General features: G+C 72.0%; 11 protein-coding genes. 7 read left to right on the top strand and 4 right to left on the bottom strand.

Translation table 11 applies throughout. The features are described 5' to 3' along the window. The first annotated feature begins 46 nt into the window (after nt 1-46). On the top strand, nt 47-2,089 hold the full coding sequence (locus ABT294_RS47255) for a class I SAM-dependent methyltransferase (protein WP_350813085.1): 2,043 nt from the start codon (nt 47-49) through the stop codon (nt 2,087-2,089). On the opposite strand, the gene ABT294_RS47250 is transcribed toward ABT294_RS47255, so the two are convergent. Beyond that, entirely contained in the window at nt 2,037-3,356 is a 1,320-nt protein-coding gene (locus ABT294_RS47250) for an MFS transporter (protein WP_350813084.1), read from the bottom strand. The two genes, ABT294_RS47255 and ABT294_RS47250, sit on opposite strands and share 53 nt — an antisense overlap. A gap of 92 nt (nt 3,357-3,448) precedes the next feature. On the opposite strand from ABT294_RS47250, the gene ABT294_RS47245 reads away from it, so the two are divergent. Together ABT294_RS47245 and ABT294_RS47240 are read left to right on the top strand one after the other, a co-directional pair. Next, nucleotides 3,449-4,138 (top strand): GntR family transcriptional regulator, encoded by a 690-nt coding sequence (locus ABT294_RS47245; protein ID WP_350813083.1) that lies wholly within the window; start codon nt 3,449-3,451, stop codon nt 4,136-4,138. A 36-nt stretch (nt 4,139-4,174) separates the two neighbouring features. Then, the gene (locus ABT294_RS47240; RefSeq protein WP_350813082.1) at nt 4,175-5,263 is read left to right on the top strand and encodes a mandelate racemase/muconate lactonizing enzyme family protein; all 1,089 of its coding nucleotides are present in this window, start codon (nt 4,175-4,177) and stop codon (nt 5,261-5,263) included. Between the two features lie 48 nt (nt 5,264-5,311). On the opposite strand, the gene ABT294_RS47235 is transcribed toward ABT294_RS47240, so the two are convergent. Continuing rightward, a complete protein-coding gene (locus ABT294_RS47235; protein ID WP_350813081.1) occupies nt 5,312-6,796 on the bottom strand; it encodes an LCP family protein in 1,485 nt (494 codons plus the stop codon). Between the two features lie 120 nt (nt 6,797-6,916). On the opposite strand from ABT294_RS47235, the gene ABT294_RS47230 reads away from it, so the two are divergent. Then, nucleotides 6,917-7,090: a hypothetical protein gene (locus tag ABT294_RS47230; protein ID WP_350813080.1), complete on the top strand. Its 174-nt coding sequence runs from the start codon at nt 6,917-6,919 to the stop codon at nt 7,088-7,090. A gap of 10 nt (nt 7,091-7,100) precedes the next feature. Continuing rightward, a complete protein-coding gene (locus ABT294_RS47225; protein WP_350813079.1) occupies nt 7,101-8,024 on the top strand; it encodes an alpha/beta hydrolase in 924 nt (307 codons plus the stop codon). On the opposite strand, the gene ABT294_RS47220 is transcribed toward ABT294_RS47225, so the two are convergent. Then, on the bottom strand, nt 7,997-9,487 hold the full coding sequence (locus tag ABT294_RS47220; RefSeq protein ID WP_350813078.1) for an alpha/beta hydrolase family protein: 1,491 nt from the start codon (nt 9,485-9,487) through the stop codon (nt 7,997-7,999). The genes ABT294_RS47225 and ABT294_RS47220 overlap by 28 nt on opposite strands. 117 nt (nt 9,488-9,604) lie before the next feature. Between ABT294_RS47220 and ABT294_RS47215 the strand changes: the two genes are divergently transcribed. Further along, nucleotides 9,605-10,714: an exonuclease SbcCD subunit D gene (locus ABT294_RS47215; protein ID WP_350813077.1), complete on the top strand. Its 1,110-nt coding sequence runs from the start codon at nt 9,605-9,607 to the stop codon at nt 10,712-10,714. Then, the gene (locus ABT294_RS47210; RefSeq protein WP_350813076.1) at nt 10,715-14,347 is read left to right on the top strand and encodes an AAA family ATPase; all 3,633 of its coding nucleotides are present in this window, start codon (nt 10,715-10,717) and stop codon (nt 14,345-14,347) included. It abuts the gene before it with no gap. A 20-nt stretch (nt 14,348-14,367) separates the two neighbouring features. Here ABT294_RS47210 and ABT294_RS47205 read toward each other — a convergent pair whose 3' ends face one another. Beyond that, on the bottom strand, nt 14,368-15,129 hold the full coding sequence (locus ABT294_RS47205) for an NUDIX hydrolase (protein ID WP_350813075.1): 762 nt from the start codon (nt 15,127-15,129) through the stop codon (nt 14,368-14,370). Nucleotides 15,130-15,298: the final 169 nt, after the last annotated feature.

Here is a 15,298-nt window from a genome sequence, read left to right as displayed (position 1 = left end):
TCCTGGGATGAACGGTGAGGTGGCGGTGGGGTTATCCGGGCGCAGAGTGCTGTGGCTTCTCCTGACCAGGCATCCGTCGCTGGTGGTGCCGGACTGGCTGATCTTCGTCTTCGGCCTCGTCCTGCTGACCGGCGTGGTCTTCGGTGTGCTCGGGGCCGCGGTCGTGGTGTTCGGGGGCGGCCTGGGCCTCCAGCTGATCTGCGGTGCTGTTGCCTGCGCCTGCCTGGTCGCGTACGTCGCCGACCGCTGGCCGAGGTACCGGCGCACTCGCCCCCTGCTCGCGTTGGACGACCACCCGCGCCTGAAGAAGGTGCTCGCCGAAGCGGTGGAGCTGTCGGGCTTCCGCGGGGTCCCCGAGGTCCGTCTGCGTCCCTGGCCCGGTGTGGTGCCCAAGGCGTGGTCCAGGTCGGTGCTGCTGCTCGGGCTGCCCGTGCTGTCAGAGGCCGATGAGGACGAGCTGCGCGCCTTGCTCGTGCGGGAACTCCTCCTCATCCGGACCTGGTCCTGGCGTGACCGTGGGGCGAACATGCTCAGCAGGTACGACCTCCTGCACGCCAAGCCGCGCAGGAAGTTCCGCGAGCGAGCGGCCCTGCGCACGGATTCGCAGAGGCTGCGGCGGGAGTCGTGGGAGGCGGCGGCCTCGCTGGTGGGGCATGACGTGCTCGCCCGCGCCATCAGGAAGGAGGTCGTGCTCGCCCATGCCTTCAACTGGCATCTGAACCGCTATGTCGCGCTGATGGGGCATCCCACCTTGGGTTTCCCCGTCGACGTCTTCGAGACCTTCCGATGGAAGGTCCGGGAGGACGGGTTGCTGGCGCGCGTGTGGCCGAGCGTCGACGCCCACACCGCGGAGCGGGCTGATCTCCACGAGGCGGAGTTGCTGGAAGGGTTCGGGTGGGGAAGCGGGCAGGCGGTCGAATGCGCGGCCGACCCGGTCCTCCCGCGCGCTTCCGAGGAGGCGGAACGCAGGCTGGGGAAGGGCGTCTGGGAGGAATGGCTCGAACGCCGCAACACGCTGGCCGTCAAGGCGGGGGCGTTGCGTCACGTCACGGAAGAGAGGTCGAGCTACTACCAGGAGTACCAGCGCGAGCAGGTCATCGCCGCCGCGAGCGCGTTGCTCGGGCGACCCGCCGACCCGCAGGACGTCGTCCGGCTCGCCGTCGACGGACGGGCGGGCGAGCTCGACTGGTGGCACCTGAAGTTTCCCTGCCCGCACCCCGGTCCGGCCGTCTGCGTTCTGGTCCCGCTGGTGGACGTGGCGCTGCGGTTGCAGGGTTACGTCCAGGGGAACCCCCTGCAACAGCGGGAACTGACGGGGCCGCGAGGCGACACCGTCAACGTGGTACACATGGCCACGGAAATGGCCCAAAGGCTGCCGTACTGGGTGGAACTGGGAGGTGTGGTGACCGACAGGGACCCCGACGAGGACGCGCGGCGGCTGGCCGCGGAGTCGCTGGCCGGCGACGACCCCACCGGATGGTTCGAGCGGCTCTACGCGGAGTCGGCGACGGGCGACGCGATCGTGCCCTGGGACTCGCGGACGCCGCACCCGCTGCTCGTCCAGTGGGCCGACGGCGCGCGGGGCGAGGGGCGGCGGGCACTGGTCGTCGGGGCGGGGCTGGGCGACGACGCCGAGTTCGTCGCCTGGCTCGGGTACGAGACCGCGGCCTTCGACGTGAGCGAGACCGCCGTGCGGCTGGCGGCGGAGCGGTTTCCCGGCTCCCGCGTCGAGTATCGGGCCGCCGACCTGCTCGAACCGCCCGCCGAGTGGCGCCGGGCCTTCGACCTGGTCGTGGAGATCATGACCGTGCAGGCGCTGCCCGAGGAGCTGCACGGGCCGGCCATCGCCGGCGTCGCCGAGTTCGTCGGGCCGGGCGGAACGCTGCTGGTCATCGCGTCCGCCCGGGACGAGGGCGGCCCGGCGGGCGCCCCGCCCTGGCCGCTCACCCCGGACGAGATCGCCGCCTTCTCCGCGTACGGGCTGGTGGAGGAGAAGGTCGAGGACCTGCGCGACCCGGGGCGGCGGCGCTGGCGGGCTACCTTCCGTCGTCCGCGTCAGCCGGAAGGCCGATCGGCGCCACGCTCTTGAGCACGACCGCGTACGTGAACGCGCCCAGCAGCGCCACGCCTGAGATCACCATGAGCGGCACGGTGAACGACCCCGTCTTGTCGACCAGGAAGCCCACCATGATGGGGCTGATGATCCCGGCGAAGTTGGACGCGAAGTTCTGGATGCCGCCGATCGAGGCCACGTGCCGGTCGGCCGGGGCGACGTCGGCGGGCAGCGACCAGATGTTGGACGCGGCGAACGTCGAGCCCGCGTAGGCGATCGACAGCAGTGCCAGCGCCATCCACGCCTCGGGCGCCCAGACAGCGATCCCGATGACGGTCGAGACGAGGAAGCCGCCCGCGATGAACGTCTTGCGGACCCGGGTCACCGAGTCGCCCTTCGCGATGCGGCGGTCCGCCAGCCAGCCGCCGAGCCACTCTCCGGCGATCGCCACCAGGCCGGGCAGGGCGCCGAACAGGCCCAGCTTGAGCAGGGTGAACCCGCGCTCCTCGACCAGGTAGGTCGGGAAGAACGTGAGGAAGAAGTACACGACCATGTTCAGGCAGAAGAAGCCCAGCATCATCGCCCAGATGGTGCGGTAGCGGAACAGGTCCCGCCAGCGCAGGCCGGAGGCGTCCTCCTCGCCCTCGAAGCGGGCGCCGCCCTCGCGCAGGTACTCCAGCTCCTCCTCGGTGATCTTGGGGTGGTCCTGCGGGTCGCGGTAGTTCTTCCACCAGCCGATCGCCCACAGGAGGCCGATGACGCCGATGACGGCGAACGTCCAGCGCCAGCCCAGCCAGGCGATGAGCCCGGTCACGACCGGCAGGGCGATGACGCCGCCCACCCGGGAGCCGGAGTCCCAGATGCCGGTGGCCAGCGTCCGCTCGTGCCGGGGGAACCAGCGTCCGACGACCTTGGCGCTGGTCGTGGCGGCAGGGCTCTCGCCGACGCCGAGCAGCAGCCGCACGCCGAACAGGGTGGCGAAGCTGCTGGCCACCGCCGTCAGCGAGGTGAACAGCGACCACCAGACCGCCGCGAACGTGAACGTCCTGCGCGGGCCGTACTTGTCGACGAACCATCCGGCGGCGAGCTGGAAGAAGTCGTACGACCAGAAGAACGCCGCGAGGATCATGCCCTCCTCGGTCTTGGACAGCTTGAAGGTCTCGCCCATGAATGGCAGGGCGACGCCCAGGCTGGCCCGGTCGAGGTAGTTGATGACAAGACCGGCGAAAACAAAGCTGATCATGTACCAGCGCAGCCGGCCGTGGACGGTGCCGCGCGGACGACGGGGGAGAGTTCTGGCCATAGGGATGATCCTTGTAGTATTTCCTATTGGATATTTCCAGCATGTTGCCGACGACGCACGCCGTCCGTCAAGACCTCCCATCAGGAGCAGGGATGACCAGCGAGCTCGAGAAGCGCCTCAAGGGCCAGGTACGCGCCGCCAAACGCAGCGTCCTGACCGCGGACGTCTACGAGAGCGTGAAAAGCCTGATCATGGACGGGGAGCTGTCCCCGGGAACCCGCGTCAACATCTACGCGGTCGCCAGGCTCCTCGACGTCTCCCAGACCCCCGTACGCGAGGTGCTGTCGGCCCTGGAGTCGGAGGGGCTGGTGACGAAGGAGCCCTTGCGCGGCTACTCGGTGGCCGCGGTGCTCACGTCCGGACAGGTCGCCGACCTCTACCAGCTGAGGCTGCTGCTGGAGCCGTGGGCGGCGGCCAGGGCGGCCGAACGGGTTGACGCCGAGGGCGCCGAGCGGGTGCGCGCCGAGTTGGCCAGCGTCCCGAAGGCGCCCCAGGGCACGCGGTACCACGACTACCACGGCATCCAGGCGCACGACGCCCGCTTCCACGACCTGATCGCGGAGCTGTCGGGCAGCCCGGCGGTGCGCGACTCCCTCACCCGCACCCACTCCCACCTGCACCTGTTCCGGCTCGACTACAAGGGCAGGCGGCACGGCGACCCCACGCTGGCCGAGCACGCCCGCGTCGTGGACGCCGTCGTGGCGGGCGCGCCCGACGAGGCCGAGGCGGCCATGCGCGCCCACCTCGCCGCCGCCCGCGACCGTTACCTCGAAACCTTCTGACCCGCGCAGCCGACGTCCCTGGAGGAACCAGCAACCATGCCTCTGATCACCAGCGCCGACGCCTACCTCGTCGACATCCCCGTGGAGACCGAGCGCACGGACGCCGTGCAGGCGTTCCTCAAACAGGAAACGATCTTCGTGGAGCTGGCCACCGACGACGGCCTGCGCGGCACCGGCTACTCCTACACGATCGGAACCGGCGGCCGTGCCGTCCTGTCCATGCTGCGAGACCACCTCCTGCCCCGGCTGGTCGGCGCGGACGCCCGCAACGTCGAGGGCCTCTGGCGCGACCTGTTCGCCTCCACCCGCGCGACCACGGTCGGCGCGATCACCTCGCTCGCGCTGGCCGCCGCCGACACCGCCCTGTGGGACCTGCGCTGCCTGCGTGCGGGGGAGCCGTTGTGGCGGCTCGCGGGCGGCCACCGGCGCAGCGTCCCCCTCTACGACACCGAGGGCGGCTGGCTGCACCTGAGCGTGGCCGACCTGGTGGAGGGCGCGCTGGGTGCCAAGCGGGCGGGCCTGCGCGGCGTCAAGATCAAGATCGGCAAGCCGCGGGTCGAAGAGGACGTCGAGCGTGTCGCCGCCGTCCGCGAGGCCCTGGGGCCGGGCCTGGACCTCATGGTCGACGCCAACCAGTCGATGACCTACGCCGAGGCCAGGCAGCGCGCCCACGCCCTGGAGCCGTACGGCGTCCACTTCTTCGAGGAGCCGCTGCCCGCCGACGACGTCCAGGGGCACCGGGAGCTCGCCCGCTCCACCTCGATCCCGATCGCGGTCGGGGAGTCGATGTACTCGCTCGGCCAGTTCCGCGACTACCTGCAGCGGGGGGCCGCGTCGGTCGTGCAGGCGGACGTGGCGCGCATCGGCGGTATCACGCCCTGGCTCAAGGCGGCCCACCTGGCGGAGGCGTTCAACGTCGCCGTGTGCCCGCACTTCCTCATGGAGCTGCACGTCAGCCTGGTGGCGGCGGTCCCCGCGGGCACGTACGTGGAGCACATCCCGCAGCTGCGCGCCGTCACCAGCACCGAGCTGACCGTCGAGGACGGCCACGCCGTCGCCCCCGACACCCCCGGCCTCGGCCTCGACTGGAACCGCGACGCCATCGACGACCTGCGGGTCAGCTGAGGGCCGCGGTGGACGTGCTCGGCGGCGGGGCGCCCGTGGGGCGCATCGTCACAGCGCTCCGCAGCCCTCGGTGAGGCCCTTGGCCGGGTTCTCGCCGGGCTTGGCCGGCTTCTTCTGCGACGCCTTCGCCGACGGGGTCGCCGAGGGGGTCGCCGAGGGGCCGGCCGACGGGGTGGCGGACGGGTCGGCCGAGGCGGCGACCGCGGGACCGGTACCGGCGGAGTCGCGGACGGCCTTCGCCGTGATGGAGCGGATCTTCGCCCAGTCGGGGTAGCCGGTGTTGATCAGCGGCGGGACGAACTGGACGCTCGCCACCTTCGCGTTCTTCACCCGCAGCGCCAGCGGCACCAGGTCCTTGAGCATGTCGCGCGGGATGTCGGTCCTGATCAGCTCCTTGGTGGCCAGCGCGATCCTGTTGAACCTGGTCAGGACCGTGGCCGGGTCGGCCTGGTCGAGCAGCGCGCCGAGCACGCAGCGCTGGCGGCGCATCCTGGTGTAGTCGTCGCTGTACGTGCGCGAGCGGGCGTACCACATCGCGTCGGCGCCCTTCAGCTTGCGGGTGCCGGCCTTGACCAGGCCCTCGTTGTACTTGCCGAACACGACGTCCTGCTCGATCGTGAGCTTGATGCCGCCGATCGCGTCGATCAGCCGGGCGAAACCCCACATGTTGACCAGCGCGTACCAGTCGACCTTCAGGCCCAGTGTGTAGCCGATCGTGTCCATCAGCACCTTCGGGCCCTGGTGCTGCTTGCCGCCGAAGATCTCGGGATGCGCGTCGGAGTACTCCCAGACGCTGTTCAGCAGGTCGCTGCGGCCGCCGCCGGGGTCGGGAGGCAGCCGGAAGCCGGTCGGGAAGCGCTGCGCCATCGGCGTGCCCGGGCGGAACCTGACGTCCTCGAGGTTGCGCGGCAGGCTGAGCAGGACGGTGTTGCCGGTCTTCACGTCCACGCTGGCCAGGTTCATGCTGTCGGTGCGCACGCCGATCCGGTTGTCGTCGGCGTCGCCGCCGAGCAGCAGGATGTTGACCCGGTCGCGGCCCGCCCAGGGGTCCTCCGGGCGTTCGGGGGAGCGCGCGACGGGCTCCTCGGTCTCGGTCGCGGGCTGGTCGAAGATGCTGTTGATCGTCTGCTGCGACGTCCAGACGTACTGCGTGACCACGCCGAACGGCAGCACCACGACGACGGCGATCAGCCCGGCCAGCGTGCCCGCGAGGATCTGCCCGCCCTGCGTGAGCCTGCCGGGACGCAGCGCGACGAACGAGTGGACGATCATGGCGAACCACGCGACCCCGAGCACGGCGGAGCCGATCGTGATCGCCGTCAGCCACGAGTTCTCGGTCAGCGACCCCAGCAGGTTGTCGGTGCTCAGGCCGACGGCGAGCAGCGCGAGCAGCAGCGCCACGTAGCCGGCGAGCAGCGCCAGCCCGGTCTTGCGCCATCCGGCGCGCAGGTGTGCGGCGCCTGGTGCCACCGCTGACAGCGCGAGCCAGCCGAGAACCGCCCCGGTGCTCACCGGTTTCGTTGCCTGCCTCACGCCATCCCCGTTTCCCCGCGAACATCACAGTAGGCCGAATCGAGGCGGCAGCCTACGGAGCAAAAGCGAAATATGTCTTTATGGGAGGATGAACATCCGTAACCGAATAAGATTCGGTGCATGGCCTTCTCTGCGATCGAGTACAACGTGGCAGGGCGTGTCGCCACCGTCACATTGAAGCGGCCTCAGCGGCTCGACGCCTTCACCTTTACGATGCGCAGAGAGTTGATGGAGGCGTTCGACCTCCCGATGAAGGTCAGTGAGCAGCTGCCGTCCTGGCCGGACAATCCCTAGGGTGTCTAGCATGTACGAGATCACCGTTCTTCCCATGCAGTCCGACTTCGAGGGTGAGGTCGTCGCGACCCTCGTCTCCCGCCGGGCGGGTTCCCGCAGGGCGGTGCTCTACCTCCACGGATTCACCGACTACTTCTTCCAGGACCACCTGGCCGAGCACTACCTCGACCGCGGCATCGACTTCTACGCGCTCGACCTGCGCAAGTACGGCCGATCTCTGCTGCCGCACCAGACCAGGGGGCTGATCAGGAGCGTCACCGACTACTTCCCCGAGATCGACGAGGCCGTCCGCATCATCAGGCAGGACCACGACGAGCTCACCATCAACGCCCACTCCACCGGCGGGCTGGTCGCCTCCCTCTGGGCCGACCGCGTCCGCGGCAAGGGGCTGATCCACGGGCTGGCGCTCAACAGCCCGTTCTTCGACCTCAACGTGCCCGCGCCGCTGCGCCTGGCCGCCGACCTGCTCAAGACGCCGCTCTCCTACACCCGCGCCGCGCTGCCGCTCGGCGTCAGCACCGTCTACGGCCGCACCCTGCACCGCTCCGAGCAGGGCGAATGGGACTACGACCTGGAGCTCAAGCCGCTGAGCGGCTTCTCCGTGCACGCCATGTGGCTCGCCGCGATCCGCCGCGCGCAGCGACGGCTGCACGCCGGGCTGTCCGTGGACGTGCCGGTGCTCGTGCTCGCCTCGGCCAAGGGGCTGCGGCTGCGCGACTTCGTCCCCGAGGCGCAGACGGCCGACCTCGTGCTCGACCCCCGGCACATCGCCCGCTGGTCCACCGCGGTCGGACCGCACGTCACCTGCGTCCGCATCGACGGCGGCCTCCACGACCTGGTCCTGTCGGCCGGGCCGGTGCGCAAGCAGGTGTTCGCCGAGCTGGACCGCTGGATGAGCGCCTTCGTCTACCAGGGGAACGAGAACAACCCGTAATAGGCCGCCGCCACCAGCAGCAGCCCGGTGCCGCCCAGCACCCCCGCGATGGCCACATGCTGCCAGCGCCCCGGGCGCAGGCCCTCGCGCAGCCCCACCACGACCGCCGCCACCGCCGTGACCTCCTGGACGAGCATCAGCACGGCCAGGACCCGCACCACCAGCCACCCGGCCAGCACCGCCGGCCAGGCGCCCGCCTGGTTCACCGAGAACAGCACGAGCAGCATGATGAACGCCGCCACCGAGGCCAGCAGGCCGAGCCCGGTCCACGCCATCCTGCGCAGCCTGCGCCTGATCGGCGGCCACAGCCGGGTGTTGGTCTCGGCCGGCGTGTGGCGTCCGCGCAGCCGCACCACCATCGCCGCGACCGGGCCCGCCACGTAGCCGACGGCGGCCAGGCAGATCGTCAGCCCGAGCATGGTGCCGCCCGCGTACCAGGGGGCGGCGGGCACGTCGCTCGCCTCGAACCGCTGCACCGGGGTCGCGCCCGCCAGGTGCAGGACCGGCTTGGCCGTCTCCGGCAGGTCCCTGATCCAGTTGGCGAGCGTCTCCAGGTAGCCGCGGGTGAACGGGCCGCCGTTGACCCGCATCGCGTGGTCGCCGTGGTCCATGAACCGGATGGTGTAGCGGTCGTTGCCCGCCTGCGCCAGCGCCGTGGTGAGCGCCCTGGTGGACTCCACGAACGGGATGGACGGGTCCGTCGTGCCGTAGAAGGCCAGCACCGGCTGCCTGATCTGGCGCAGCGCCGGCATCGCGTCGTAACGCAGGAAGTTGAAGCCGACCCCGCCCATCGCCCTGGTCAGCAGGTCGCGCACGCCGATCGGCGCCCGCAGGCGCAGCAACTGCTCGTTCAGCGCCCAGGCGACCTGCCTGAGCGGGGAGACGTTCGGCGAGGACACCAGCACCGCGAAGCCGACGTCCACGCTCTTGGCCGCCGCGATCGGCACCACCCAGCCGCCCTCGCTCACGCCCCATAACCCCGTACGGGCCGGATCGACGTCCGGGCGGGTGCGCAGGTACTCGACCATGCGCAGCGCGTCGTCGGCCAGCAGGCCGAAGTCTCGTTCGCGAAAGTCGTAGCCGACCGTCCGCTTGTCGAAGGCGAGCGTCACCACGCCGGCCTTGGCGAGGAACTCCGCCTGCGGCGTGAACTCGGTGCGCGAGCCGTTGCCCGACCCCGAGACGAACACCATCGCCGGATGCCGCCCGGGCGTCACGGGGGCGCGGACCGTCCCCTCCAGCCGCTGCCCCTCCGCCGGGAGCGAGATGTCCTCCTGGTGGATGGCGGCGGACGCCACCACCGGCCTGAACTCCTGCGGCGGCTGGGCCGGTAAGGACTGGAACGCCGGGTCGGCCTGCAACAGCGGAGGATCGAACGCCGGCGGCAGCACGTACCCGACGCACGCCAGAGCCACCAGAACGAGACCGGCGGCGACAGTCAAGGTGCCACGGCCAGTACGCATCGGCCTCCCCATGCGTGTTGGTTTGCCCGCCGATCAGCCACACTACTCCCGGCCCCCAGGAAGCGCCGTGGCGTACGAGGCCACATTTGTCGGCGGGACCTGTTAGCTTCCTGCGACATGCGGATCCTGCACACCTCCGACTGGCACCTGGGCCGCTCGTTCCACCGCGAGAGTCTGATCGAGGGGCAGGCGGCGTTCGTCGACCACCTGGTCGAGACCGTCCGGGCCGAGCGGGTCGACGTGGTGGTGGTGTCGGGCGACGTCTACGACCGGGCGCTGCCGCCGGTCGACGCGGTGGCCCTGTGCGGTGAGGCGCTGCGCCGCCTGGTGGCGACGGGCGTGCGCACCGTGATGATCAGCGGTAACCACGACTCCGCCCGGCGGCTGGGCTTCGGCGCCGACCTCATCGACGCGGCCGGGGTCCACCTGCGCACCGACCCGTCCCGCGCGTGGGAGCCGGTGGTGATCGACGAGGTCGCCTTCTACGGGGTCCCGTACCTGGAGCCCGAGCTGGTCAGGGGGCCCTGGGAGCTGCCCGACCGCAGCCACACCGCCGCGCTCGCGCACGCCATGACACGGGTGCGCGCCGACGCCGTCCGGCACCGCCACTCGGTCGTGCTGGCGCACGCCTTCGTCACCGGCGGGCAGGCCAGCGACAGCGAGCGCGACATCAGCGTGGGCGGGGTGGCGCACGTGCCGCTCTCCCTGTTCGAAGACCTGTCGTACGTCGCGCTCGGCCACCTGCACGGGCGGCAGCGGATGTCCGACGGCGTGCGGTACTCAGGCTCGCCGCTGGCGTACTCGTTCTCCGAGGTCAACCAGGTGAAAGGGTCCTGGCTGGTGACACTCGGGGAAGGGGCGGAGTTCGTGCCCGCGCCGGTGCCGCGCCCCGTCGGGCGACTGCGGGGCGACCTCGAGGAGCTGCTGACCTCCCCGAAGTACGCCGACTTCGAAGGGCACTGGCTGCAGGTGGTGCTGACCGACGCCGTCCGTCCCAAATCGGCCATGGACCGGTTGCGGGCGCGCTTCCCGCACACGCTCGCGCTCTCCTTCGACCCGGTCGGCGCCGCGCCGGCCACGCCGGCGGTGCGGCTGAGCGGGCGGCCGGAGGCGGAGGTGGCGCTCGACTTCGTCCGCGAGGTACGCGGCGAGCCTGCCGCACCCGACGAGGAAGACCTGCTAAGACAGGCGATCGAGGCGTCCAGGGCGAAGGAGGCGATGGCGTAGATGCGGCCGCACCGGCTCTCGCTCACGGCCTTCGGGTCCTTCCCCGGCACAGAGACCGTCGACTTCGACGCGCTGACGGAGGCCGGGCTCTTCCTCGTGCACGGTCCCACGGGGGCGGGCAAGACCACCGTCCTCGACGCCCTCTGCTTCGCCCTCTACGGCGTCGTCCCAGGCCAGCGCAACAACGCCCGCGCCCTCCGGTGCGACCACGCCCCGCCCTCCGTCGGGCCGTCGGTCACGCTGGAGGTCTCCATCCGGGGCCGGTTACTCCGCATCCAGCGCTCGCCCGTGTGGCAACGTCCCAAGCTGCGCGGGGCCGGCCTCACGGAGGAGAAGGCCAAGGTCATCGTCGAGGAGCGGGTCGGGGAGGGCTGGCAGGGCCTGACGACCAGGTCCGACGAGGCGGGCGACCTCGTCGGCGGGCTGCTCGGCATGAACGCCGACCAGTTCTGCCAGGTGGCGATGCTGCCGCAGGGCGACTTCGCCAGGTTCCTCCGCGCCGACGGCGACGACCGCCGCAAGCTCCTGGAGCGGCTGTTCACCGTCAAGATCTTCACGCAGGCCGAGCACTGGCTGGCCGACCACCGCACGCGGACGTGGCGCGACCAGCAGGAGCTACGGCAGCAGGTGGACTTCGCGATCCAGCGGCTAGAGGAGGCCGCGGGCGACGAACTCCTCTCGACCCTGTCCGCGGCGCCCGAGCGGGAGGCCGAGTCGCGTGAGGTGCCCGCTCCTGACACCGAGCCGCTGCGGTGGGCCGGTGCGCTTCTCGACGCGGCGCGCGCTGTCGTCGCCCGGGCGACCGACCGGCAGGCCGAGGCGGAGCGGGCCCTGCGCGTGACCAGGGCCCGCTTCGAGCAGGCGTCCTCCCTGGCGGAGCGCCAACGCCGCCACGCCGAGGCCCTCACCCTGCGCCACACCCTCGACGAACGGGCCGAGGAGCGAGCCGACCTCCAGGCCGTCCTCGACGACGCGGCCCGCGCCGACCGCGTCATGCCCCTTGTCATGGCCGCCCGCCAGCGCGCCGAGGCCACCACCAAGCTCCACACCCTCGCCGCCGACGCCCTGGCCCGCGCCCGCCCCCTCCTCATCGGCCGGAGCCCGGCCGGGGCGTCGCATGGCCGCGCTCCGGCGGAGGCCGCGTTCCCCGACTCCCGTGCCGCGGGCGAAGCGTCGTCCGCGTCCTTCGCCGGGTGGGTGGAGCCGGAGCGGCTGGCCGTACTGGAGCGGGAGCGGCAGTCGGAGATGGCACGGCTGTCCGAGCTGCTCACCGAGGAGGCCAGGCTGCTGGTGGTGCGGCGAGACCTGCGACGGGTCGAGGACGAGCTGACCGGGCTGAGCACCGAGGACGAGGCCGTCGCCGAGCGGCTGGCCGTCCTGCCCGGGCTGATCGAGGAGGCCGAGCGGCGGCTCGCCCGGGCGCGGATGGACTCGGCCAGGGTCCCGGTGGCGCAGAACGTACGGGATGCCGCGAAAGACCTGATCGGCGTCGACGGTGAGCTGGCCAGGCTGGCCGTGGAGCTCGACGGCCTGACACAGAGCGAGGCCGAGGTGGCCGCGGCCGAGGCCGACCTGCCCGACCGGATCGCCGACGTCAACGCCCGCCTGGCCGAGGTACGGGCGGAGGCGGCAACGGTCCCGGCGGCTGTGGCGACCCTCGACGCGGCCAGGGCCGTCCTCGAGACCGCCCACCGGCGCGACGCCCTCGCAGCCGAGCTGGACTCTGCCGCCTCAGCCCATCAGGCCCTCGTCGACCGAGCCCAGAGCCTGCGGGAGCACTGGCTCGACGTCCGGCAGGCCCGCATCGACGGCATGGCCGCCGAACTGGCCCTCGACCTCTCCGACGGATGTCCCTGCGCGGTCTGCGGCTCCGATCAGCACCCCCACCCCGCCTCACCCACCCCCAGCGCCCCCTCGCCAGAGGACGAACACGCGGCCGAGACCGCCCACGAGGCGGCCCTGACCGAACGCGAGGCGGCCGAACGCGCCCTATCCGCCCTGCAGTCGCGTCACGCCGACGCGGTCGAGGCCACGGGCGGGCTCGACGCCGGCGCGGCCGAGGACGCCGTCCTCCAGAGCGAGCGGGAACTGGCGCGGGTGCGGGCGATCGCCGATCGCGAGCCCGCGCTGGCCGCCGAGCTCGACCGCATCGAGACGGACCGCGAACGGGTGCGAGACCGCGCCCGCGAACTCGCCGAGTCCCTCACGGCCAACCGCACCCATCGCACCCACCTCCAGGCCGAGCGTGTCCGCCTGGTGTCCCGCCTCGTCCAGAGCGACCTCACCCCGGTCCCCGGTACCCGGTCGAACGCACCCGCGCCAGGCGATGACGTCGAGGGCTCGGAGGAGGACGGCGGAATTCCCGCCGAGTCGGCGCCAGTGGTGCTGGCCGCGGCCGAGGAGGAGTTGCGCAGGCTGAAGGAGTCCGCTGGCCGGGAGCCCGTCCTGGCCGCGGAGGCCGGAGGGCTGGCGCAGGAGCGGATGGCCCTGGAGGAGCGCGGGCGGCGCGTCGCGGCGCGGCTGGCCGCCTGCCGCACCCGGCACGAGGAGCTGAGCGGCGACGCCGGACGGCTGAGCGCGCGCCTCGACAGCGCCCGTGGCGACGATCCGACGCTCACCGCACGGTTGTCACGGCTCGGCGACGAGGCCGAGCTGCTGCGGGAGGCGCTGGAGGCCACCCGGGCGGCCGTCGCCGCCGTCGACGAGCGCGACAAGGCGGCGGAGGCGGCGGCGCGGGCCGCGGAGGAGGCCGGGTTCGGCGACGTCGCCGAGGCCGTGAGCGCCGCCAGGAGCGCGTCCGAACGCGAGAGCAAGGGCGAGTTGCTGCGCCGGCTCGACGCGCAGCACGCCGCGGTGACCAGCACGCTGGCCGACCCGGAGCTGGTGGCCGCCGCCGCGCAGCCCGCACCCGACCTGGACGCGATCGCCGCGGAGCGCGACGCGGCCGAGCACGAGCACACGGCGCTGGCGTCCGGGAGAGACCGGGCGGTGGCTCGGGAGGCGCGGCTGCGAGAGCTGGGCGGCGAGCTGGCGGCCTGCCTGGAGCGGTGGGAGCCCGCCGCCGCGCGGCACCGGCTGGCCGAGCGGATGGCGTCGCTGGCCGGCGGCACGTCCAGCGACAACCAGTGGAACATGAGCCTGTCGTCGTTCGTGCTGGGGGAGCGGCTCAGGCAGGTGGTCGACGCGGCCAACGAGCGGCTCGACCACATGTCGGCCGGGCGGTACTCGCTCCGTCACGACCTGCGCAAGACCGCCGGAGCCAGAGGGCGGTCGGGTGGCGGGCTGGGGCTGCGGGTGTCCGACGGCTGGACCGGCGTCGACCGCGACCCCGCGACCCTGTCGGGCGGCGAGAGCTTCATCACCTCGCTGGCGCTCGCCCTCGGTCTAGCCGACGTGGTCACGGCCGAGGCGGGTGGCGCGGAGATCGGCACCCTCTTCGTGGACGAGGGCTTCGGCACCCTGGACGAGGACACCCTCGACGGCGTCCTCGACATCCTCGACAGCCTGCGCGACGGCGGGCGCGCGGTCGGCATCATCAGCCACGTCGCCGAGCTGCGCTCCCGGATCCCGGCACAGCTCAGGGTGGCCAAGACCCGCACCGGCTCCACCCTCTCGACGATCGGAGCGGGCTGACCGCGCTCGTGTCGATGACCTCAGGCGTCGTGCCCGAGCACTGCTTCTGCGTACCGGTGGACGACCGGTTCCAGGTAGTCCACCTGTGGCCCGACGAGGCCCGCCAACTCGGCCTGGGAGCGAACAAGGGCGATCTGCTCCAGCTCCGGATCCCGACCGAGTGCCGTCTCCGAGGACACCAGAGCTGCGAACCGTTCGTGTATCAGCGACGCCGGCCGGCCCGGAGCGAGGAACAGGACACCGACGCTCCCCCTCTTTCCGCGTGCGACAAGCCACAGGGTCAGGTCGTCGGGCGGCGTGTCGATGCCGGTCTCCTCGACCAGCTCCCGGGCGGCGTGTCGGCGGAGCGCGGCCTCGTCGAGGGGCTCGCGGTCATCCGGCGGTTCGACGGACCCGCCCGGCAGCTGCCAGCGACCAGGAGTGGCCGTTGACGGCGACATCCGCCCCACCAGCAGGCGCCCGTCAGCTGTCGGCTGCACGACGGAGACGAACAGGGACGGCAGCCACGAGGTGGCGCCAGGGACCCGGCGCAGGGCGTAGCGGCGGTAGGTCGTCCTTGCCCAGAAGAGGACCAGGCTGTGCGGCCCCTCCCGATCCAGCCCCGCGCACGCCGCCACCGGCCCGTCGAAGAGGCTTGGGTTGGCCCGCACCGCCTTCTCCCAGACCCGGTCCATGGCCAGCCGGTCTTCGGGCGACATCGCGGGCGCGGCAGCTTCGACCAGGCGGAGTCGGTGAACGTCCATGAGTTCGACGCCGGAAGGCGGCAGCAGTGGCTCGGGCACTGGCTCATGCTGGCACACCAGGGCGCGTGCGGCGCGGTCATCTCATCTCGGTGCCCTGGTGACCTTCGAGCCCAGCTAGTGCTCTGACCGCATAGGTTCGCCGGTTTGGTGATCGTGGCGGTTTGATGGGCGGTGACGTCCGATCCGACCGCTGGAGGCGCGGTGGCCG

Source organism: Nonomuraea sp. NPDC000554 (genome assembly GCF_040300065.1).
In the GTDB taxonomy this organism is placed as follows: Bacteria; Actinomycetota; Actinomycetes; order Streptosporangiales; family Streptosporangiaceae; genus Nonomuraea.
This window is presented reverse-complemented; position numbering and strand designations above follow the sequence as displayed.

What these genes read in the sequence shown, in the direction of transcription:
- ABT294_RS47245 (WP_350813083.1), top strand. Translation starts at nt 3,449, where the DNA reads ATGACCAGCGAGCTCGAGAAGCGCCTCAAGGGCCAGGTACGCGCCGCC.
- ABT294_RS47240 (WP_350813082.1), top strand. Translation starts at nt 4,175, where the DNA reads ATGCCTCTGATCACCAGCGCCGACGCCTACCTCGTCGACATCCCCGTG.
- ABT294_RS47230 (WP_350813080.1), top strand. Translation starts at nt 6,917, where the DNA reads ATGGCCTTCTCTGCGATCGAGTACAACGTGGCAGGGCGTGTCGCCACC.
- ABT294_RS47215 (WP_350813077.1), top strand. Translation starts at nt 9,605, where the DNA reads ATGCGGATCCTGCACACCTCCGACTGGCACCTGGGCCGCTCGTTCCAC.
- ABT294_RS47225 (WP_350813079.1), top strand. Translation starts at nt 7,101, where the DNA reads ATGTACGAGATCACCGTTCTTCCCATGCAGTCCGACTTCGAGGGTGAG.
- ABT294_RS47210 (WP_350813076.1), top strand. Translation starts at nt 10,715, where the DNA reads ATGCGGCCGCACCGGCTCTCGCTCACGGCCTTCGGGTCCTTCCCCGGC.
- ABT294_RS47250 (WP_350813084.1), bottom strand. Translation starts at nt 3,356, where the DNA reads ATGGCCAGAACTCTCCCCCGTCGTCCGCGCGGCACCGTCCACGGCCGG.
- ABT294_RS47220 (WP_350813078.1), bottom strand. Translation starts at nt 9,487, where the DNA reads ATGCGTACTGGCCGTGGCACCTTGACTGTCGCCGCCGGTCTCGTTCTG.